The 22,498-nt window shown below is 54.4% G+C and carries 15 protein-coding genes; 6 read left to right on the top strand and 9 right to left on the bottom strand.

Going from position 1 to position 22,498, the window contains the following annotated elements:
- Positions 1–302 precede the first annotated feature (302 nt).
- Both ACTHPM_RS20230 and ACTHPM_RS20225 read left to right on the top strand, forming a co-directional pair.
- Complete coding sequence (locus tag ACTHPM_RS20230; RefSeq protein ID WP_440396975.1) at positions 303–1,346, top strand: alpha/beta fold hydrolase; 1,044 nt, start codon at positions 303–305, stop codon at positions 1,344–1,346.
- 74 nt (positions 1,347–1,420) lie between these two features.
- Positions 1,421–1,999: a TetR/AcrR family transcriptional regulator gene (locus ACTHPM_RS20225; RefSeq protein WP_440396976.1), complete on the top strand. Its 579-nt coding sequence runs from the start codon at positions 1,421–1,423 to the stop codon at positions 1,997–1,999.
- 192 nt (positions 2,000–2,191) lie between these two features.
- Here the strand turns inward: ACTHPM_RS20225 and ACTHPM_RS20220 are convergent, their stop codons facing one another.
- Positions 2,192–3,991 carry an ABC transporter ATP-binding protein gene (locus ACTHPM_RS20220; protein WP_440396977.1) on the bottom strand — a complete coding sequence of 600 codons (1,800 nt, stop codon included), beginning with the start codon at positions 3,989–3,991 and terminating at the stop codon, positions 2,192–2,194.
- Entirely contained in the window at positions 3,988–5,733 is a 1,746-nt protein-coding gene (locus ACTHPM_RS20215) for an ABC transporter ATP-binding protein (protein ID WP_440396978.1), read from the bottom strand. The genes ACTHPM_RS20220 and ACTHPM_RS20215 overlap by 4 nt, the downstream gene beginning before the upstream one ends.
- A gap of 370 nt (positions 5,734–6,103) precedes the next feature.
- Between ACTHPM_RS20215 and ACTHPM_RS20210 the strand changes: the two genes are divergently transcribed.
- Positions 6,104–6,775: a response regulator transcription factor gene (locus ACTHPM_RS20210; protein WP_440396979.1), complete on the top strand. Its 672-nt coding sequence runs from the start codon at positions 6,104–6,106 to the stop codon at positions 6,773–6,775.
- A 92-nt stretch (positions 6,776–6,867) separates the two neighbouring features.
- Entirely contained in the window at positions 6,868–7,992 is a 1,125-nt protein-coding gene (locus tag ACTHPM_RS20205) for a sensor histidine kinase (RefSeq protein ID WP_440397289.1), read from the top strand.
- On the opposite strand, the gene ACTHPM_RS20200 is transcribed toward ACTHPM_RS20205, so the two are convergent.
- Positions 7,898–10,510, bottom strand: coding sequence for a LuxR C-terminal-related transcriptional regulator (locus tag ACTHPM_RS20200; protein ID WP_440396980.1), 2,613 nt, complete (start codon positions 10,508–10,510; stop codon positions 7,898–7,900). The two genes, ACTHPM_RS20205 and ACTHPM_RS20200, sit on opposite strands and share 95 nt — an antisense overlap.
- 139 nt (positions 10,511–10,649) lie before the next feature.
- On the opposite strand from ACTHPM_RS20200, the gene ACTHPM_RS20195 reads away from it, so the two are divergent.
- Positions 10,650–14,642 (top strand): RCC1 domain-containing protein, encoded by a 3,993-nt coding sequence (locus ACTHPM_RS20195; protein ID WP_440396981.1) that lies wholly within the window; start codon positions 10,650–10,652, stop codon positions 14,640–14,642.
- Positions 14,643–14,708: 66 nt separating this feature from the next.
- Here ACTHPM_RS20195 and ACTHPM_RS20190 read toward each other — a convergent pair whose 3' ends face one another.
- Positions 14,709–15,377, bottom strand: coding sequence for a DUF2642 domain-containing protein (locus ACTHPM_RS20190; RefSeq protein WP_440396982.1), 669 nt, complete (start codon positions 15,375–15,377; stop codon positions 14,709–14,711).
- A 270-nt stretch (positions 15,378–15,647) separates the two neighbouring features.
- Positions 15,648–16,415 carry a DUF6897 domain-containing protein gene (locus ACTHPM_RS20185; RefSeq protein ID WP_440396983.1) on the bottom strand — a complete coding sequence of 256 codons (768 nt, stop codon included), beginning with the start codon at positions 16,413–16,415 and terminating at the stop codon, positions 15,648–15,650.
- Between the two features lie 298 nt (positions 16,416–16,713).
- On the opposite strand from ACTHPM_RS20185, the gene ACTHPM_RS20180 reads away from it, so the two are divergent.
- Positions 16,714–17,769 carry a CotH kinase family protein gene (locus tag ACTHPM_RS20180; RefSeq protein ID WP_440396984.1) on the top strand — a complete coding sequence of 352 codons (1,056 nt, stop codon included), beginning with the start codon at positions 16,714–16,716 and terminating at the stop codon, positions 17,767–17,769.
- A gap of 63 nt (positions 17,770–17,832) precedes the next feature.
- Here ACTHPM_RS20180 and ACTHPM_RS20175 read toward each other — a convergent pair whose 3' ends face one another.
- From ACTHPM_RS20175 to ACTHPM_RS20160, 4 genes are all read right to left on the bottom strand, one after another.
- Positions 17,833–19,776 (bottom strand): ABC transporter permease, encoded by a 1,944-nt coding sequence (locus ACTHPM_RS20175; RefSeq protein WP_440396985.1) that lies wholly within the window; start codon positions 19,774–19,776, stop codon positions 17,833–17,835.
- Positions 19,751–20,521 (bottom strand): ABC transporter ATP-binding protein, encoded by a 771-nt coding sequence (locus ACTHPM_RS20170; protein ID WP_440396986.1) that lies wholly within the window; start codon positions 20,519–20,521, stop codon positions 19,751–19,753. The genes ACTHPM_RS20175 and ACTHPM_RS20170 overlap by 26 nt, the downstream gene beginning before the upstream one ends.
- A gap of 125 nt (positions 20,522–20,646) precedes the next feature.
- Positions 20,647–21,630 carry a sensor histidine kinase gene (locus ACTHPM_RS20165; protein WP_440396987.1) on the bottom strand — a complete coding sequence of 328 codons (984 nt, stop codon included), beginning with the start codon at positions 21,628–21,630 and terminating at the stop codon, positions 20,647–20,649.
- Positions 21,627–22,331: a response regulator transcription factor gene (locus tag ACTHPM_RS20160; protein WP_440396988.1), complete on the bottom strand. Its 705-nt coding sequence runs from the start codon at positions 22,329–22,331 to the stop codon at positions 21,627–21,629. The genes ACTHPM_RS20165 and ACTHPM_RS20160 overlap by 4 nt, the downstream gene beginning before the upstream one ends.
- Positions 22,332–22,498 lie beyond the last annotated feature (167 nt).

The following is a 22,498-nucleotide window of genomic DNA, read 5'->3' as shown; positions in this document are numbered from 1 at the left end:
TTCCTGATATCGCAAGAAAAACAACATCTTGATGCGGTCTGTCTCCTTTGAAAGTACGTCGATAGACGTTTTTCTTATGATATCAGAAAGTATAAGATTCGAAGCTAGATCTTCCTGATATCGCAAGAAAAACAACATCTTGATGCGGTCTGTCTCCTTTGAAAGTACGTCGATAGACGTTTTTCTTATAAACGGAAGAAAATGTAAATTACCCGTTGACAATGAATCCGATAATCCGTTATATTTATGGAAAATTTATGAGTGAGTAACTCACTCATTATAAAACGGAGGCGGGAATTCAAATGAACAATGCTTTAACTCAAATGTTGATGCGTAAACTAAACCAACGGAAGAACGCGCGGTTGCTTCGTTTAACAACAACCGAAGGCATCGCTGAATCCGGCTTTGTGCGTATTGGCGGGATCGATCAATGGGTGACCATTCGGGGAGAAAACCGGCGAAATCCCGTGCTGCTGTTCATTCATGGTGGACCGGGATCGGTGTATTCCATCTTCAGTCCGCTGCTCCGATCCTGGGAAAAGGATTTTACGATCGTGCAGTGGGACCAGCGGGGAGCGGGAAAGACCTTTCGGCGCAACAGCAAACAAGACAGCGGGTTGTTGACCTTCGACCAGCTGGCGAAGGACGGGATCGAGTTATCCGAGTATCTCTGCAGCAGGCTTCAGCAGCAGCAGCTTATTCTGGTGGGCAGCTCGGCGGGCAGTCTTACCGGCGTCATAATGGCCAAGAGGCGCCCGGATTTATACCATGCTTATGTCGGGACGGATCAGAACACGCCCGATCCCAAGCACCTCGGTCATGAGCTGCTGGTGAAAGCGTTTCGGGCGAATGGCAACAAAAAGGGAGAAGAGCTGCTTCAGAGAATGGGGACGGATCCTTCCACCTGGAAAGTCAAAGACGTAGATAAACGCAATCGGCTTATGGTGAAGGCGATCCGCGGTGTTCCGAACATGATCACGGATTTGATCATGCCTTCGATGCTGTCATCACCGGAGCATACGCTGAGGGATATTGTGGATTTGTTTAAGGGGATGAACTTTTCCGCCGAAGCGCTCCATAAGGAAATGATCTCTTTCGATTTCGATCAGATCGGATACCGCTTTGAACTGCCGGTGTTTATTGTTCAAGGAGACTCGGATTTTATTACACCGACGGCAACGGCCAAAACCTACTTCGAACGCATCGATGCTCCGATCAAGGAGTTTGTGCTCATCCAGCAGGCCGGCCATTTGGCATGTTTTTCGCGGCCGGAGCAGTTTTTGGATGTATTGAAGGAACGAGTGCTGCCTTCGGTGATGAACAGCGGGACGGAGCAAGTACGGTGAACCAGAAGGTACGTCATGGTACAATAGGTATACATTATTTTCTAGAGATTGGAGTTCGGAGTCTATTGTCGCCATTGAATAAGAAACAGCTCGCCCAGATACGGGATGAGAGGAAAAGTCAGATCCAGCAGGCCGCGCTGAAGCTTTTTGCCCGCAGCGGCTTTGCGGGGACAAAGACCAGCATGATTGCGGCGGAGGCCGGCGTCAGCGAGGGACTGATATACCGTTATTTCACGTCAAAGGATGAGTTGTTTACGAATATCGTCCGGGAACTGATGGAGGAAGGACAGCGAGAGACGGGGAATGTGTCGAGTCTGCCGGGTACGCCTTATGAGCAGATAAAGGCACTGACGGAGAATATGCTCAGCGAGAACAAATTTGCTTTCATGCTCATTTTCCGAGCTATCCGCAGCTTGGATGCCATTCCAAAGGATGCCGCGGATATCTTGAAGGATCCGGCGGATGCCATGATTGCGCCGCTGGTTCCTTTGTTTAAGCAAGGACAGGAAGCCGGGGAGTTCATCGAAGGGAATCCTCATGAGCTGCTCCATTGGTATTTCTACATCGTGAACGCCTTGATTATCGAGGGGGCGGATGAGAATCCGTACGGAACGCCGCCATCCGACATGCTGATGAAAATGTTGAGAAGGTAAGGCAGCCCGGACAACATATAAACGGCAGGCCTACAATTTTCTTAGGCCTGCCGTTTTTTAAAGATATATTAGAAAGAATACAATTCGAAGCAATACCTGCCTGATATCGCAAGAAAAACTATACCTTGATGGAGTCTGTTTTCTTTGATAGCACGCCGATAGACATTTTCTTATGCTCTGTCGTTATTCAGCTCAGGGCTTCGAATTGACCGCCACCAGGCTCTCCTCCGTGCTCTCCTCTGCTGAAGCCTCGCCCTGCCATAACAGCTGCATCTCCGCGCATGTCGACAGCAGCTCGGACAAGGTGCCCTCGGCCTCGATGCGGCCGTCTTTCATCACGATGATGTGATCGGCCTGGGCGAGCGCCGCTTTGCGGTGGGACACGGCGATGCAGGTCACGTCCCGCTCTTCGAAAAGGCGTTCCCACAGCTGCTTTTCCGTCTCCACGTCGAGCGCGCTCGACAGGTCGTCAAAGATGAACAGATCCGATTCGGTCATCATCATCCGCGCCGTGGCGGCCCGCTGAATCTGACCGCCGGACAGCATGACGCCCCTTGGTCCGACGAAGGTGTCGAGGCCTTTTTCCAGATCCCCGATATCCTTCTCCATGACAGCGAGACGAACCGCCCGCGTAAGCTTCTCCTCATCCGCCGGGCTGCCCTGAATGATGTTCTCCCGGAGCGTGTCGCTGAACAACCGCGGTACCTGCGGCGTGTAAGCTGCTCTCGGCGGAGTGAGGAATTGCGACGGGTCAATCTCCTGGCCGTTCCAGCGGACCGAACCGCCGGATTTGGGGAGAAGCCCGAGAAGCGTGCGTACCAGCGTAGATTTGCCCGAGCCGATCCGGCCGGTGATCACGACGAATTTGCCGCGCTGCATCGCGAAGTTTACATCGTTTATTCCCTTTTCGGAATTCGGATAGGTATAAGAGAGCCCGCTGACTTCCAGCGTCTGCAGTTGTTCCTTCGGATTCTTGGCAGCGACGGGCGGTTCGGGAGGCTCGCCGTACAGATGGGTTTCGCTGAACTCCATAATCCGGTCCTGCTCGCCGGGGCGGAAAAGGATGCTCATCCGGTCCAAAGATACCTTCAACCGCTTGTGCTGGAACACCATATAGCCGAAGAGCGAAATGCTGAAGGCGATATTCGACAGATAGGATGTAAAGAGAGCGAAGTCGCCAACCGTGAACCGTCCCGCTTCCATCGCGGAAGCGCACATCAACAGAATGATGCCGGTACAAATGCTCAGCACGTGCTGGTTCAGGGATCGCATCCACTGCTTGAACAGGTTATCCTTCAGGGCCGCCTGTCTGCGCGATTCGTTAAGCTCGACAAACCGCCGGTGAACATGCTCCTCCGCCTGGCCGAGCTTCAAAGCCTGCACGGCTCCGAAGGATTCGGCGATAAAGCTGGTAATTCGGCCTGTCGCTTCGCGGTTTTGCTGGCCGTAGCGTCTTGCCCGGTTGCCCGAAAGGTTGTTCAGCAGCGTTACCGCAAGGAGCGGAAGCAGGGCAACCAGCGTAATCTGCCAGTTGATTCGGGCCATGATCACAAGGGAAATCACCGCAAAGGCGAGCCTTCCCCAGAAATCGACCCAGGATTCCACGTATTCGACGACTTCATCCACGTCCTCGCGAAACCGGCTTACCGCTTCGCCCGGGGATGCGGGAAGATTGCGGCCGGGCCAGCGCATAATGCCTTTCAGCATATTGGTACGTAAGATGGCCTGGATATCGTAAATGTAAGTGACCCATTTGAAGAATGCCCAGAAGAAGACGCCGACGCGCGACACGCGTACCAGCGCGATAAAGATAAGCGGTACTGCCAGCCACAAATAATTATGAGACTGGCTTGTCGCCCTGTCGAAGAACCACTGCATGCCGAGTCCGAGCAACAGCGGCATGGAGTGAAACATGCCCCACAGCAGGCCGTTGACGATGAATAGCGAAATATTGTACGTAAACAGGCGCTTGATAAATAAGGATACGGTCATGCCAGATCCTCCTCTCTGCCTGTGATCAGAAGCTGAGCATAATGGGAGGAAGGATCCTGGGCCAGGACCGTTCTCTCGCCGAATTCAAGAATGCGGCCATCCCCAAGCACCATGATGTGATCCACCTGCTCCAGCGTGGAGAGGCGATGAGCGATCACGATGCCCGTGCAGTGCAGCATGAGCTGGTCGACTGCCGATTGGAGCAGGGCTTCTGTCGCTGCGTCCAGGCGCGATGAAGGCTCATCCAGAATAACCAGGCTGGGCTGGGTCAGGAACACCCGCGTCAGGGCAAACAGTTGGGCCTCGCCGGCCGATAGCGACGCGCCGCCAGCCTTCAAATGCGTATCCAGTCCTTCAGGCAGCGAATCGATCCACTGCTTCAGGCCCAGTCCTTCGGTCGTCTTCAGAATATAGTCGTCCGAAATGCTGCCGTCAAACAACGTCAAATTGTCACGGAGCGAACCGTCGAACAGCTGGACGTCCTGTGTGACCATGCCGACCCGGCGGTATAAGGCTTCGAGCTTTAAATCCCGGATGTCTTTTCCGCCGACGCGGATGACGCCGCTATTAATATTATAGAGCCGCAGCAGCACGCGGCTTAGACTGGACTTTCCGCTGCCGGTGCGCCCGATAATGCCGAGCCGCTCGCCGGGCCGCACCGCAAACGTAATATCCCGGAGCACCGGTTTATCCGGGTTATAGCTGAAGTCCACGTGGTCGAACTCCAATCCGAGCGCGCCGTCCGGCAGCTCCGTCTCGGTTCCTTCCACGATTTCGCTCCGGCTGCCCAGCAGCTCCTGAGAGCGCATCATGCCGGATTTGGCCTTTTGGAATTCCTGTACCTGATCTCCCAGCTGCTCGATCGGATCATTCAGCATTTGCGTGTATTGATAGATGAGGAAAAGGGTGCCGAGCGTGATTTGGCCGGACAGGTAGTAGTGAACGCCTAACAGCAGCACGACCGTGACTGCGACGGCAAACAGGACGACGGTCGTATTCCAGGGAATGACGCGCAGCATCCATGCCTTGCGGCCCTTCAGGAATACATTCCGCATGGCGCGGTGGAAACGGTTCATGACATACGGCACATTGCCGTTCGCCTGAACGTCTTCAATGCCCGCGATCCGCTCCTCGATGAATCCGAAGAGGGCGGCGCTCGCGCCTCGTTCGTCCTTGGACGATTTGACGCCCAAATCGCGGATGAAGACCATGGCGCCGATTGATGCCAGCGTAAATAAAGTCATGACCGTGGCTATCGGCCAGTTCATCGTAAACATAAAACCGAGGATGCCTGCGAGGAGAACGAAGCTCCCGATCACTTTAATGATGAACATGGCGAAAAAGTTCGACATGTTGGTCACATCGCCGTCGATCCGCTCGATCATCTCTCCGGGCGTTTTGACGTTGTGAAAGCGCATGTCCAGGCGAAGGCAGTGCTTCAGTAAATCGCCGCGAAGCTGGTTCGTGGCGCGCCAGGATACGTCATTCCCCAAATAACTGATCGCAACGGTCATGACCTGGTTCAGTACGGCAAACACGAGGTATACGCCTGCCAGCACGATCAGGTCGGATACGATGCCGTGATCCGCGGCCGTATCGATAAACCGCTGGACGATCTGCGGATTCACGAGCTGGGCCGCGGTGGACGCGAGCAGCAGCACGAGCAGAATGAACAGCCTTCCTTTGACCGGATGCAGATACCTCAGCAGCCATGACATGGACGGCTTAGTTGTTTGTTTCATGCGAAAACCCCCAATTCAAAAGCAAACAAAGTATGGATTTTAATGTTCGTGAAGACTTGCTTTTGGCCGCAACCCAATCATGGACCAAAAGCAAATAATATCCATCATACAATAAACTGGAAGCGTTTCAAGATAAAGTTTGATTATAATTCATATTCAGTTCATATTCGTGGCTTAATCTATGAGCATCGGCATGACGGCGTTTACGAGGTCGCATGGTAACCGTAAAATACAGTTAAGTGATCCTACAAGAATTGAACTGAAAAATGAAAGTCAAATCGCCCGTACACCATATAGAATCCAAGAGAAGCAAGGTGAAATTTTAGTTCATTATATATAACGGGAATGGATAAAGAAGGAGTGAATCCGCGTGGCACATATTCTGGTTGTCGACGACGATCCGCATATCCGCGAGCTGGTCAGCCATTTGCTCAAGACGGAGGGGTATACCGTAGCGGAAGCGTCTGATGGTTATGCAGCGCTGGAAGTGATGGAGAGCTTCAAGGCGGACCTGGTCATTTTGGATATCATGATGCCCGGGATGGACGGATGGGAGCTGTGCCGGGAGCTGGACAGGGATTACGACATTCCGCTCCTGATGCTGACGGCCAAAGGAGAGACTTCCCAAAAGGTCAAGGGATTCGAGCTCGGGACAGACGATTACCTCGTCAAGCCCTTTGACCCGCTGGAGCTGATCGTCCGGGTAAAGGCACTCCTGAAACGCTACCGGATTTCGGCTTCGCAGGAAATTCAGATCGGGGAATTGCGGCTGAACCGCAAAACATACGAATGCTATTATGAATCGGCGGCGCTGACCCTGCCGCTGAAGGAATTCGAGCTGCTGTTTCTGCTGGGCAGTTATCCGGGGAAGACCTTTTCCCGCGACCAGATTATCGAGAACATATGGGGATATGACTACGAAGGCGACGAACGTACTGTGGATGTGCATGTGAAACGGCTGCGGGAGCGCTTTGCCGGGCAGCAGGCTTTTCAAATCCGCACGATCCGGGGACTGGGATACAGGCTGGAGGTTCATCCATGAATAACCGAAGACGCTGGGAAAAGCGGGAGAAGCCCCCTAAAAAACAGGGCAATCCAAGACGCGGGGGGAATCGGGGAAAGCCGCCCTTGGGTCTGCTGAGAGTACGCATCGCGCTTTTTATGATACTCGTTCTCCTCGCGCTCAACCTGTGCTGGATGGCGGCATATTTAGTGACCCGTCACTTTCACAATTTCGGCTGGAATATGGGCCCGTTAGCCCGATTGCTTGTAAATTCGTCGCTGGGCTTTTTCCTGTTCGGCCTGTGCATCTCCATCATTTCCAGATTCGGCCGAAGAAGGCAAATCGAGTTCTATCAATCGGTCATCGATGCCTTGAAACGGATTTCAAGGGGCGATTTTCAAGTGGCGCTGCCGGTTGAAGAACTGGATGACGGCCGGTTTACGGATATCGTCCAAAGCATTAATGATATGGCGGCCGACCTGAACAAGCTTGAAACGATGCGGCAGGAGTTTATTTCGGACGTGTCCCATGAAATCCAGTCGCCACTGACGTCCATCAGCGGCTTTGCCAGGGTACTGAAGAATCGGGAGCTGAGCGCGGAAGAGCGGGAGCACTACCTGGACATTATCGAGCAGGAAAGCGTAAGGCTGTCGCGGTTGTCGGAAAATATGCTTCGTCTGGCTTCACTTGACTCCGAGCAGCATCCGTTCCACCCGGCTCCGCTGCGGCTGGATAAACAGCTGCAGAACCTGATACTGGCCTGCGAGCCGCAGTGGCAGGAGAAAGATCTGGATATGTCGGCCGATCTGATTCCGGTGACGATCGAAGCCGATGCCGACCTGCTCAGCCAGGTATGGGTGAATTTGCTGCATAACGCCATCAAGTTTACGCCTGCGGGGGGCGCTATACGGGTTCGGCTGGAGACGGACGGGCAGCAGGCATGCGTGATGGTGGAGGACTCGGGCATCGGCATTTCGGAGGAGGATCAGTCCCACATCTTTGACCGCTTTTACAAGGCGGATAAATCAAGAACCCGCTCGGGCGGAGGGAGCGGGCTCGGACTTTCCATCATTCAAAAAATCGTGCACATGCATCAAGGCACCGTGACGGCAGCCAGCCGGCTCGGAGCCGGGACCCGGATGACCGTCCGCTTGCCCGCTGCTATGGCAGCAGGCCCAGTTCCTGAGCAGACAGCAGCGCCTGCGTCCGCGATGAGACGCCCAGCTTCTCATACATCCGCGAAAGATACACTTTAACCGTGCCTTCCGACAAGGCGAGTTCGGAAGCGATCTGCTTGTTGCTCGCACCTTTGCTGATGAATTGCAGAAGGGCCATTTCGCTCCGGCTAAGCTGCTCGATCAGGGCTGCCGAGGCTTCCTGCATGACATCGGCTCCGGCCGGCGAGAACTGCTGCAGCAGGCTGCGGACATAAGCAGCGGATACGTCCGTCCGTTCGGATTTGTCTTCGTCCGCAGCCTCAGCCGATCGGATGCCGGCCTCTGCCTCATAACGGGCAAGCAGGGCGCGCATGGGTTCCCCTTCGTCAATAAAACTCCGCACATAACTGTTGCGTTCTCCGATCAGCAGCGCCTCATGCAGGGCATGAAGGGCTGCTTTTCGCTGTCCCCGCTGCTCTTCAAGCAGCGCTTGAAGAATCGAGATTTCCACGAGGCTGGAGATCAGCTGCTCCCGCACCGACTGCGGCTTCAGCTGCTCCAGCAGTCGCAGCGCTTCTGCTTCCTTGCGCTGCCGGCCCAGCAGCCGCACATAGGATAGATATTCGTATTCGCGCTGGAAGGTGGGCCGGTCCTTCGCCGAAAGCCCCAGCAGCGCGGCGATTTTCTTGGCGGCGGTCAGCTTGCCTTCCCTGACCTGAAGCCGCATTTTACGTGCCAGAAGCAGGGAGGTCCACGGCTCTTTCCAGTGAACCCGGGCATGCTCGAGGCCTTCCTGGATCACATCATGGGCAAGACGGCTGCGCCCTTCCAGCAGATGCAGCTCGGCGCGCATCAGCAGCATCGGAACGAGCAGCCCGGGCAGCTCGGCATCGGAGGCGACCGGTAGCATGGCGTCCAAGGCCGCGCGGCAGTCGTCGATCCGGTTCCATTCATAATAGCCCTCAACGAGGGACTGCTTTACGTAATAATACACGAGCGATTCCTGCAGCCCATGCGAGGCCAGCACCCCGAGATACAGCCCTCCGATGTTCTCCATGTCAGGGGACAAAGCTCCCGCAAGGCCCAGAGCCGTACGCCGGATGAAGGGTTCCCTTACATTGAAATTAAATTTGTAAAAGGCAGGGTCCGCAGGCAGAATGTCATCGAGCATCGTGCCGATGAACGTATACCAGCTGCCGAAATCGCCGCTTGCGAACATCAGATTCGACCTGACGAAGAGGACGCCGCTCTGCAGCTGCTTCCATATCTTTGGATCCGCAGCCTTGTGTTTGTTCTCGAACTCCTCCAGGCGCTGCTCCGCCAAGGCAAACCGCCCGGTCAGCACCAGCACGAAGGCGTAGAACAGCTCGACTTCCGGCCGCAGTGCGTAGGAACGGGGAAAGCTCTCGAACCAGCGGAGCAGATTGCAGAGCTCCCCGCTTCTCAGCAAAGCCGGAATATGACGCTCCAGCAGCTTCTCCGCCATGGCGAAGTCCTTGGCCATGACCGCGTATTCGACCGCGTCATCCATGTCACCCTTTCGTGCGAAGGCTTCGCTTGCGAGGCGGTGAAGCTTGTCCCATGCTTCGGGCTGATGTCTTTTGAAGTGCTCGCGTACGGAACCGGCGAAGAGGTGGTGATACCGGAACCACTCGTTCGTATCGTCCAGAGGAATCAGGAAGAGATTCAGCTTCTGAAGCTGCAGCAGCTTTGCGTAGCTGTCCTGATCTTCCGTGACCGCATCGCATAGATCGGCATCAAACCGATCCAAAATGGAAGTTTTAAGCACGAAGGAATACAGCTCTGCCGGCAGGCCCCGAATCACTTCGTGAAAAATGAAATCCTTCACGTTGCGGTGACTGCCTTGAAACTGTCCGATGAAGACATCGATGTCCTGTCCCGGCTTCCAAGACAGCAGAGCCAGCTGCAGACCGGTGACCCAGCCCTCCGTCTTGATGTTCAGCTCGTTAATCTGAACATCCGTCATTGCCGGACCTGCCGCTTTCCGGCAGAAGGTTTCGGTTTCGCCAAGGGTGAACTGCAGCCCCGCAGCATCGAGTTCGCGGCCCTCATTTCTGGAAAGCCATTTGACAGTGGCGAAAGGGAGTTCGTTCCGGCTCGATACCAGCAAATGCAGCGTATCCGGCATAAATTCGATGAAATAGGACAGGCTTTCGTGAATCCGCGGATCTCCGATGACATGATAGTCATCCACAATCCAGGTGATCGGCTCCGCCAGTTCATGGAGCTCGTTTAGCAAAGCATCGAGAAAGGATGTGAGAGATAATCCGTTAAGCTCTCCGGCAAGAGAGATGATTGCAGGCTTAATGGCAGGAGGGACGATGCGTGCAAGCGAATGAAGCGCGTAACGCCAAAAGCGGAGCGGGTCATTATCGCGTTCATCCAGCGTCAGCCATGCGCTGGGCATATGCCCTGCATGGACCCACTGGGCGAGCAGCGTCGATTTACCGAAACCCGCGGGGGCACACACGAGGCTGATTCGTCCGCGCACGCTGTTTTGGATCCAATCCAGCAGTCTTGTCCGTTCGACAAGCCCCTCTTTGCACAGGGGCGGGGTGATTTTGGTCTTCAAAACGACAGGAGTGGCCAGGCTCATTCTTCATTTCCTCCAAACTTGCGACAAATTCCGATGTATTCACCCGTTTTACTTCATTATATAAAAAAATTCGCGGTCCCGTTAACTTTCGTTAATTCATTTCGAACTTTTATTTTTTTAAGATGAGGAGGTATGAGAGATGGAAACGTCATCGCCGGGATCCGGGGTGACGGCAAGGAGGAGCAAGGAAATGAAAAGATGGGGAAAAGCAGCGGTCTGTCTGCTGCTGGTGTTGGCTTTGTTTCCCGGATATACGAAGATCGAAGCGGCATCGGCGGCACAGCCTTGGGCAGCGGTACCACAGATTTCGGGAGGATCAGGGTTTGCGGTCAGCCTGGTCAGTGACGGAACGGTATGGTCATGGGGCTCGAACCGTTATGGCCAGCTCGGGGTGGGCCATAACGCGGAGCGGCTAACGCCGGCACAAGCCCAAGACCTGGATCAGGTCGAGACGATAGAAGCCGGATTCCGGAGCGCCTTTGCCATGAAGAGGGATGGCACGGTGTGGTCATGGGGGGCGAACCAGTTCGGACAACTCGGATTGGGTACGACCACGAATACCAATCGTCCCCAGCCCATACCGGGCCTGAGCGGCGTTGCATCGATTTCGGCAAGGATGGGCTACCATACCCTCGCCTTGAAGGACGACGGTACCGTATGGGCCTGGGGAGATAACGATCATGGGCAGATTGGCGACGGGACGGTAAATACGTTGCGCACAACCCCGGTTCAGGTTAACGGTCTGACGGATGTTGCCGCAATATCAACAGGAGGCTACCACAGCCTCGCCCTAAAAGAGGATGGCACCGTTTGGGCGTGGGGGTTCAATAAGGAAGGGGAGCTTGGCGACGAGACGTTAACCGATCGTCCTATCCCTGTTCAGGTTCATGGACTAAGCCGGATCAAGGCCATATCGGCAGGGAACTACCATAATATCGCCCTGGACGAAGACGGATATATCTGGACATGGGGCAGAAACAGCCAAGGGATGCTTGGACCGGGCTTCTCAGGCTACACTCAGCCTCTGGCCCACCGCATGGAGGCGAACTTCGGTGGGATTACTGCCATATCCGCGGGGTACGCACATAATCTGATCCTGCTGCGCGACGGCACGGTTCGCGGCTTCGGGCAGAATAATTTCGGGCAGCTGGGAATGGAGCCGGTGACCGTGAATGCTGCTAATCCCGTTCAGGTACCGGGATTAACGAACGTGGAAGCTATCGCCGTCAGTGACTTCTCCAGTTTTGCCTTGACCCGTGATGGTAAGGTGTGGAGCTGGGGGTACGGCAAAAACGGTGAAATGGGCAATGGTACCAAAACGGAGGCTAATCCTGTGCCCGCGCTCAGCCGCGCCGCCTTGGACTTGACGCCGCCTCTGCCGCTTCAGCCGGAAATCACCGTTACCAACGTTACAAAGACAGGGCTGACGCTGTCCTGGAGCCAAGCAGCGGATAACTGGAATGAACCGGGGCTGCTGAAGTATCGGGCATACCAATCCGAAAAGCCCGACATTCAGACAACCGCTGCAATGAAGTCAAAAGGAGTGCCGGTCGGGGATCTTCAGGCGGATGCCGGCCATTTGGAGATCACTGGACTTGAACCGGGCAAGACGTACTATTTTAACGTCCTGGTCCAAGACCTTGCGGGGAACGAGCAGGCCTATGCCATGCAGCAGGCAGATACACAGGCTCGCCCTGCATACCATGTAAGCTACAGCAGCGAAGGCAGCACCTCCGGTAATCCGCCTGAGGATGCAAAAGGTTATGAGGAAGCTCAAACGGCCATCGTGCTTGGCAATACCGGGGATTTGCAAAAGGAAGGCTTCTCTTTAGCCGGATGGAGCCTGGATAAGGAAGGAAGCGGCACGATCTATGCACCTGGCGATATGCTGCTGATCGGCGCTGCCGACATCGTGCTGTACCCCGTATGGATTTCCGCGCCGGATACGGCGGCTCCCCGGGTTGCTGCATACTTCCCTGAACCCGGGTCAGGTAGCGTGCGGGCGGATCAGCAGCTCCAGTTAACCTTTACTGAAAAGGTTCAGGCGGTGACGGGCAAACAAATCACGATACGGAAAACACCGGATGGGACGGTCATCGAAACCATATCAGCAGATGATGCGCAAAGGATCGGAATCACAGGTACCGGGGTAGAGATTACACCAGCGTCCCGTTTGGAATCCGATACGGCTTACGAGGTGCAGATCGAAGCGGGCGCATTTCAGGATGAGGCAGGCAATGCCTTTGTAGGCATTGCGCCGGGAGAATGGCATTTCACGACCGCGAAATCCGGCGAGCCGGGCACCGACCCCGAATCGCCAAGCAGCGAGGCGCGTCTTGGATCGCTCCGCTTCATCGCGGATGATGCGCTTGCCGTACTTTCGCCGGCTTTTGACAAGGATATCGCGGAATATCAGTCCGGGATGAGCGGCAGCGATGACCAAGTCAAGCTGATGGCAGAACCTCTGGAGGAGCATGCCAGCGTAACGGTCAGCGTATATGGTCCGCAGGGTGAAGAGGTCGGGTCGCCGGTCCCTTTGGATCGGATGGAAGGGAACATTCTTGCCGTGCCGATCGGGAATTTCACGGTGAAACTGAACGTGAGCGCACAGGATGGAAGCAGTAAGATCTACGTGCTGAACGTCTCAAGGAAAGGGACGGATTCGGGAGGCAGCCCGGGTGAAGGTCCCGAAGGACCGTCCGATCCTGGAGGACCGGAAGATCCGGGTGGCAATCCAGGCGGGCCGACAGAGCCTGAGGGCAGCCCGGGTGGAGGGAATGCGGGTTCATCAGATAGCGGGAGAACAACCGGCAGCGAGCCGCCAACTCAGGCCTCCGCCATAACGAAACCGGATATTCGCATCAACGGCAGGGTACCGGGTGCAGAGCTGTCCAATTATACCTTGATGCTCGAGAATGGCCGGAGCCAGGCCGAGCTTGAGCTGAATTCGGCGGCCCTTCTCCAATTCATCGCGAAGGAGAACGGGACGCCGGAGGTCGTCGTGCGGTTTGCTGAGGATACGGCCGATCGTCTTACGCTTCGGATGAGCGCCGCAGCGCTCATGTCGCTGGAAGGCAGGGATGCAAGGCTTACGATGGAGACGGTGAAAGGCCATGCAAGCTTCAGCGCTGCCGGACTTCGGGTAAGCGATCTTCTCTCCAAGCTGGAACAGCAGCTTGGAAGAAAGGTGCAGCCTGCAAATGCCGACATCCGATTGAGCCTGTCCTTCCCAGCGGCAGACTTGCCGGAGCAGGCTCTGCACAACCGCGCGAAGAAGCTGTCCAATTCGGTCGAGATCGGGCTTGAGGCCGATAGCAGGGATGCCTCCGGTCGCTTGGTCTCGGCTGCGGCCGGTCCGCTGCAGTACCCCGCGCTGCTTCTCATTCCTGTTCCGCAGGGAGCGGATACGAGCCTGTCATTAACGGCGGCACGGATAGATACCGATGGAACGGTTCACTCCGTACCGACCCGGATGACGAACGCGGAGGGCCAAGGGTATGCCTCGGCCCGCATTTGGAGCGGAGGCACATACTCGCTGCTGGACACGGATATGGCTGCGCCTGCCGATATGAAGGGACACTGGGCCCAGGGAGCCATAGGAGACCTTGCTTCGCGTCTGATTCTGCGCCCGAATGAAGAGAAGGCATTCCATCCCGATCTGCCAAGCACGCGCGGGGATGTCATATCGCTTATGGTCAGGGCACTCGGGCTGCCGGATTCCGCAGACCCCGTCCCTTATGCCGATGTCCGTGAAGGCAGCGAGATGGCCAAGGAAGCTGCCGCGGCACAGCAGTTCGGATTGATCAACGGCTACGGGGACAGCCTGTTAAGACCGGCTCAGCCCGTGACCCGTGAAGAGGCCTTCGTATGGCTTGGCCGAATGCTGGATGCGGCAGGCCTTCATTCCGAACTGAATGATGCCGGGGCAGCGGCGGAGCTCACTTCCTTTACGGATCATCAGGCGCTCAGCCGCTGGGCACGATCCGGCACTGCGCTTGCCTACCGCTATCATATTATCCAAGGCGATGGGGGAAGCCTTCATCCGAAGCGGTACGTAACCCGTGCCGAGCTTGCATCCATGCTTCAGCGGACGCTGATTGCAGCCGGGTGGATTGACCCTCCAAGTCAATAAAAGTGCATCACAAAAGGGCTGCCGCAAACATCTTCTGCGGCAGCCCTTTTGGTGATGCATGACTCTCTAAGGCAGATGAATCGATTTAATATGGTCGCAGTGAAGAAGGATCGTACTGCCTCCAGCCTCCACCAGTTCGATAATACGGTTATCCACCTTTTTTAACAGTCCGGCCTTTAACGGAGATTCTCCCAAATCAAAGATGACAAGCTCATTCTGAAATTTCTCCAGCTGCTGGTCGAGGGTACGGGAGAGGGAAACCGCCGGCTGCTGTACCTGAATCAGGTGCTGGCTGAGATAGTACGGGGTCATGGTGGGCGGAAGAGGACATATCGATTTCACATGATTCAGCGGAATATAGACCGAATGATACAGCGGCGAGAAGAAGATGAAGTAATCATTCATTATGCTTGTCACATAGCCGTGAAGGGGACTTGGACCGCCCAGACTGATTTCCGTAAAAATCCCTCTCGAGTTCATGAGCATTTTCCGGTATGAAATATGGTTATGATCTACCAGGGGCTCACTGTCTCCCGGTGAGGAATCTTCACCTTCGCCGTCCTGCGCGAGCTTCATATGCTGTAAATGATGGATGGGCACGTAGACATAACGGGTTTCGGAAAAGATGACGATAATATCGCTGCCAAGATCTACGAGCTCTCCCATAATAGGAACTTTGCATCCGGATATTTTCAGCTCGACTTTTTTACCGAGGAGAGAACGCATGGACTCCATAAACGACCTCCTTTCACACTTCAATCAAACGCTTTATACAAGATAACCGGGTCACAAGCCCAAGTGGTGTCAACATTGACCGATCTAGCATATACTGCTTCAAACCTTGCAATGATTATGTTGAAGCATAGGTTATAGGGACGACCCCTGCGGCTGCAAGGATCCGGTTGCTGCTACGCGGGGAGACCGATTCCGGCACTTCGCAGGGACGTCCCTTTTTGGATTTATTGGTTTTTATTCAGCCTGCAAGGCTGCAGGGTGATACATTCCCTATCCGCGGCTGCGGCCACGGCCTCTGCTTCTGCGGTTTCTTGAACGATGGCTGCTGCGATTGCCTGTGCGGTTCGCCGAACGGTGGCCGCTCCGGCCGCCCCAGGATTGATCGCCCCATGTCCGGTTGCCGCGAGTCTGGTTGCCGCGGGTCTGGTTGCCACGGGTTTGGTTGCCTTCGGTGCGGTTGCCTCCCGTTTGGTTGCCCCGAGTTTGATTGCCGCTGCGGTTGCCCCCGCTGCGGTTATTTCCGCGGGACTGGTTGCCACCGGATTGGTTGTTGTTTTTGTTGCCGTTACTGTTATTTTTGTTGCCGTTGTTGTTGTCTCCACTGTTGTTGTTGGAGTTCGAGTTGCTTACCACCGAAACCGATTTAACATGGTAGATTGGAATCCGGACGACTTCCTCTCCCTTAACGGCCAGCATCAGGTAGTTTTGATTGGCGTCGGCAACGATGCCTTCGAGCTTTTCGGGTCCGCCGCGGTTAATCTGCACGTACCGGTAACGCAGCGCCTGCAGAAGCGAAGCGAAGTTGTAAGAGCGAATCGGACTCGCCATGGCTCCCTGCACACCTCCGGATTTGCCGGTGGCCGTGATGCTTTTGATGTGCGTCGTGCTGACGTACACCACGTTATTGTCCTTGGTCCATACCGAAAGGTAGTTGTTCTGTACGCCAAGCAGTACACCTTCTACCGAGTCGGGCCCGCCGCGGTTGATTTTCACAGTTTGGCCTACCAAGCTCATTAAATCATTTCCCGCTAAAGACATTTCACATTCCCCTTCCTCTTATTCATTAGGTAGACGAAGAAGAGCGTTCATTCGTCCTTCAAGTCTATCTATGCTCTATTTATATGTGTCCTCGAGCTGCCCCGGACTAGCCGAATATACTAGATTAGCAAAAAACGGCTTCTATCACGTCTTCGCTTTGCTAGAATTTCCGGCCATCCAGAAAAATGCAAAATCGTTGGCGACCAAGACGTTCGCCCTGACGGCATCCGCCGCGGCGGCATAGGATGGTGAAAAGCCCGCTGTGGGCCATTCTTCCTGTTGGAAAGGCGGTTGCTGCATGGGTCTGCCCGTTTACCGGATCGTGATCAAAGAAAAGGATTTGCAGCAGATGAAAAGCCACATCTGGTCCGATCAGTTCGTTCCTGCTACATTCTCGGAGGGAAGCGGTTCGGAGGCTGTGCAAATTCGTTATCGCGGGGGCCATACCCGCGAATATCCCAAAAAGTCCTACGAGATCCGTACTTCACGCATGACATATCATTTTAATGCGGAGCATGATGATCCATCGCTGCTCCGAAACGCGCTTTCGTTTCATTTTTTTAATGCGATCGGCGTCCCTGCACCGGCCACCCAGCACTGCGTCCTTCAATTGAATGGGGTGAACCAGGGCGTCTATTTACGGATTGAGGCCGTCAACCAGACCTTTTTCCGTGCACGCAAAATTCCGGTAAGGAGCATCATATATGCCGTAAATGACAACGCCACCTTTGAGCTGAAGGACGTGGACACGAATAAACCCAAGAGCTCCCTGTTCTCAGGATACAGCCTGATCAAGGGAACGGGGGAGGACCGGCTCAGATTGACCCGCTTCATCAAAACGATCCATGCCAAAAGTGGAAGGGCGCTGCAAACTTACCTGGGCGGACGCTTATACATGGACAATTATTTAAAATGGCTGAGCGGGGCCGTGCTTACAGGCAATTATGACGGATTCCGGCAAAACTACACGATATTCGAATACAAAAAGAGAAGGGCGTACGGCTTTCTTCCATGGGATTACGAGGGAACCTGGGGCCGGAATTGCTATGGAAAGGCGGTTGCTTCCGATCTGGTACGGATCAAAGGATATAACCGGCTGACCGCAAAGGTGATGGCTTACAGCTCTTACCGCCAGCAATACCGGAAACGGCTTGAAAATATCCTTGAATCCCCGTTTACCGTGCAGCAGCTGATGCCGGTCGTCCGGAAAATGTTTCGCCAAATCGAGGATGATGTGTATCGGGATCCCCAGTATAAATGGCCGCTCGGCATGTTCCTTTCGGAACCGGAGGTCATTCAGGCTTATATTGAGAACCGGCGCAGGGACATTCGGCGCGAGCTGCAAAATCTATGAAAAAAGAAAAAAAGACATCGGCGGCCGTATCGTACCACGGGCAGATGTCTTTTTAGCGTTGAATCACATCACTTTTTGATATAAATGGTTCAGGTAGCGCCAGCGCGTGATGAAGAAGTAGACGATCTGGATCGCCAGGAATGAAGCGAAAATCGCCAGGGTGTGAGAAGCGACGGAAAACTCAACGAGCTGCTGCAGTGCCAGGAAAGCCACACCGCTGTGAATGAAAGCGACCAGGAGCGGCAGGAAAAACATGAGGACAAGCTGCCTTGTAACGGTCTGGGCCAGTTCTTTGCGGCTGAGGCCGACCTTGGATATCATCCGGTACTGCTCCTCGTCCCGGGACAGATCGGCGTAAAGCCTGAAGTAGATGAAGCTGGCGGCAAAAGTGAAGAACACGATGCCGACAAGCCCGCTGACGATGAGCAGGATGCCGTTCGTCTGCCGGGATTCCACCCACTGGGTGACCAGCGCGCTGAATTGAAAAGGTGTATACTCCATGGATTTTGTATTCTCATCATATATGGCGGCGGTCAATTCCCGCGTGACGGCACGTGTATCATGCCACTCCGGCACGACGAATTCCATGTAGCTTACTTTCATGAGATTGCCGGCGTTAAACATGTCGTAGTCCCGGTCCGTCACGATGTAAATTTGATTGCCTTCCGGGATGACGATATGGGGCAGTGCTTTTTGGACGTGCAGGGTCTTATTCCGGCTGCCATCCATTTGTGTCATCTGAACCGTATCAGCGCCTGCCCCCTCCAGCTTATATTTGGTGTTCTGGGATATGGAAGACGGCGTGACCAAGGTTTCTCCGCTGCGGAGTGTTTCCTGGTCATAACCCAGTGCCAATGCCAGACGGTTGTATTCGCTCAGCTTGACCAGGGCGAATCCTTCCTGGGTATAGGTCGGGGAATACGAGGCCATCTGATAAGCAAACCCTTCCCGCTGCAGTGTCTCTTCGATGAGGCGGATATGCTTTTGTTCGAATTTGTTTTGAAGATTGGATTCATTATAGGAAATATACGAAAAGGCATATGGATTCCTCATCGCGGCAAGCCCCGGGTCGCCAATCGCCAGGGAAGTGCCGATCCCCGTAAAAGCGGTAGCTGAAATGATCGATACCATGAAGAACATGACCGCGTTGTCTTTCATCCGGTAGACCAGCTCAGCGATGGTTAGCAGATTCGTGCGTTTGAAGAAAATGTGAGGTTTGCTCTTCAAAGACCTCATCACGTAAACGCTCAACTGGTTAAAAAGGAAGTACGTGCCGATAATGACCAGCAGCACACCGCCAAATAGAATTGCAAACGACAGATAGCGAAGCAGTACCACAAAAAATACGCATCCATAACCAAGGGCGATCAGAAGGACGGACAGGATAGAGAGCAGAACAGAGGCCTTTGGCTCTGGCTTCGGCTTATCCTCAGCCTTGATCAGCTCGGCCAGCGTACCCTTTTTGGTGAAAAAGGACGTAACGGCGGCGACAATGATGAACAAAGTCAGATAGGCCGCAGCCGTTAGCAGAATCGCCTTGCCGGGTAGGTAGAACGGAAGGCCGTGCTCGACAGCCAGGAGGGTCGCGCAGATCAGCAGAATCAGTTTGGAGAATACAACGCCCACCAGGATGCCGGTAATAATGGCTGCTGCGCCAATCACGATATTCTCAATGAAGAGCATGCGGTTCAGCTGTTTGCGGGACATGCCGAGCAGCAGCAGGATGCCGAACTCCTTTTTGCGAAGCTTGATGAAAGCACTGACTGAATACAGCAGGAACAGGAATGAAAATGCAAACACGATTATCTGCGATATATTCATGCCCATAGTGCCCAGCAAGGTTAACATGGTGCTGTTCGAAACAATCGATCCCCGAAGGTCGGGATGGAAAGCGAGCAGGGAATACGTGAAGAAGATCATGACGGAAAAGGCGCTGCTTAGAAAGTGGGCGACATAAGTCCGCTTGTTCCGGAAGACGTTGTTAGATGCGAACTGACGGAAATTCATGCCCGTTCCCTCCCAGCAGCGACAAGACATTGATGATTTTTTGATAGAAGGCAGCGCGGTTGTCCCCATAATAGATTTCGTTGTACAGCTGACCGTCCTTAATGAAAATGACGCGGCTGCAGTAGCTTGCGGCGACCGGATCATGCGTCACCAGCAGCATGGTCGACTGATCCTCCTGATTGCGCTTCGCCAGAATGTCCATAACATCTCGCGCCGACTTGGAATCCAGGTTGCCTGTCGGCTCATCCGCGAGCAGCAGCTTGGGCTCGTGGATCAAGGCCCGTGCGATCGCCGTGCGCTGCGCCTGACCGCCCGAGATTTCATAGGTGCGCTTGTCGAGAATGGACGTAATCCCCAGCTTATCGGCGAGCGAGCCGACCCGCTCGTTCATCTCCTTGATTCCCACGCCGTCCAGCGTGAGCGGCAGCAGGATGTTCTCCTTCACGGTTAACGTGTTGAGCAGATTGAAGGACTGGAATACGAAGCCGAGCTCGCGCCGGCGGAACATCGCCAGCTTGTTGTGCGACAGCGTGTAAGGGTCCTCGCCGCCAATGCGTATTTCTCCCGAAGTGGGTTTGTCGATGGTGGAAATCATGTTCAGCAGCGTCGTCTTGCCGCTACCCGAGGGACCCATGATCCCTACGAATTCGCCTTGGTTAATGGATAGATCAATGTTGGAAAGGGCCTCGTACGAGACCATGCCTTTGTATATTTTGCCGAGATTCCGGACCGATAAAATTTCCATGGGCTGTAAATGCCTCCTTATGAGTCGTTGTTCCAAGTGTACCTGCCCGGGAATGAATCTCCTATCGACTCAGCTTTCACCTCTCTTACAACGTTGTAAGGTAGCCTCTAACGAAACGTTAAGCGTCAGTTGGCATAAGGAAAATGAATTCGCACGAGCGTCCCTTGACCCTCGGCCGATTCCAGCTCGATCCGGTGATTCAGCTTGCCGATGATTTCCTTGACGAGATACAGCCCCATACCGGTGGATTCTTTGAAGCGGCGTCCGTTTTCACCGGTGTAAAAGGGACGGAAGACCCGCGGAAGATCCGCCTTCGGAATGCCTGCGCCGCGGTCCTGAATGTTGAGTATGACGGCACGGCCCTCTTGTTTCGCCGAGACGGTGACCTTGCGGCCGCTGCCCGCCGAGTATTTGATGGCATTGCTCAGCAGCTGGCCGAGGACAAACATCATCCATTTGGCATCGGTTTGTACCGTCAGGCTTTCGTCAATGAGCACCTCGGGATAGACATGGCTGCGGATAAAGTATCGTTTCAGCTCATGCACCGCATCGGTTACGAGCTTGCCGAGCGCAACCCGTTCCACGCCGAAGTCCTGTTCGAACGTATCCAGCCGTGCGACGTAGAGCACCATTTCCAGGCCTCTTCTCAGACGGTCGGTTTCTTCTGAAATACTGACGAGCCGTTCATCTTCTTCCTCCTGCGTCACCATCTCGATAACCGACAGCGGTGTTTTCATTTGATGAACCCACTGGTTCATGAAGGTCAGGTAGTCCGCGTTCTTCCGTTCCCAGCTTTGCAGCTTGTTCTGGTACTGTCTGTACTGGGTTTCCAGAAGCTCGCCGAGAGCCGCCGGCAGGGGCGCCGGCTCATGGTTTTGCACGGATTCGTCCAAGGAGTCCAGCGGACGGGCAAGAGTGCGGTAGAAGCCGCGATGGGTGACATAACGAAAAGCCAGATATCCAGCGAACAGGAACAGTCCGATAAACAGGGCATATAGGGCGGTCAGGGGATGATCGTACCCATCGAACCAGAAAACCGTCAACACGCCGAGCAGCTCGAGCAGCGTAAAAATGAATAGGGGAAGATGTTCCCTCAGGAATAGTTTCATGACTGCGACAGATCCTTCCACGTCGCATTCAGCCGGTAACCGAGTCCACGTACGGTCTCGAGGGCATCTCCGATGCCAAGCTCAGCCAGGCGTTTTCGTACTCTCGTAATGTTCACGCTGAGCGTGTTGTCGTCGACGAAAGCGTCATCCCACAGCTTTTCCAGAATAACCTCCCGGCTGACCACCCGCGGGCTGCGCTCCAGCAGGGTTTCCATCAGAATGGTCTCCTTTTTGCTCAAGGCAACCGTTTGTGCGCCCAGCTTCAGCTCCATGCGTTCCGCATACAGCACCAGGCCATCCTTTTCGACCGTACGTTCCTCGTTCCTGTTGGCAAACTCTCCATAGACGCGGCGGAGATGGCTGCGGATTTTGGCCATGACGATTTCGTAATAGAACGGTTTGGTAATAAAATCGTCTGCGCCGTTCTCGAGCGCCATCACCTGATCCATCGCCCCGCTGCGGGCGGATATGAAAATAATCGGGCAGGTGGAAACCTGCCGGATCTGACGGCACCAGTAATACCCGTCGAAGCTCGGCAGGTTGACATCCAGCAGAACGATATGGGGCTCATGCGCCACAAATTGCTCCAGCACATGCTCGAAATCATGAATAACGATGCCGGTGTCCCCGTATTTTTCAATATGGGACTTCAGCAGGTCGGCAATCTTCGGATCATCTTCAACGATAAGAATTTTATACATCAGGACAGCTCCTTCAAAGATTAATGGATGGGAAGCCGTTATTACCCATTATTATACACAGTGCGTGCAGCTTCACGAAAAGAAAGGGAGGAAGCCTGCAGCGTCTTTTGTTATAGACGAGACTCAGGAGCATATCACTGCAAGACAGATCATACAATCCAAATAAA

It is taken from the genome of Paenibacillus sp. SAFN-054 (assembly GCF_051966755.1).
GTDB lineage: Bacteria > Bacillota > Bacilli > Paenibacillales > Paenibacillaceae > Paenibacillus_AQ.
Note: the sequence above shows the minus strand (reverse complement) of the source record. Positions and strands in the feature narration are given on the sequence as shown.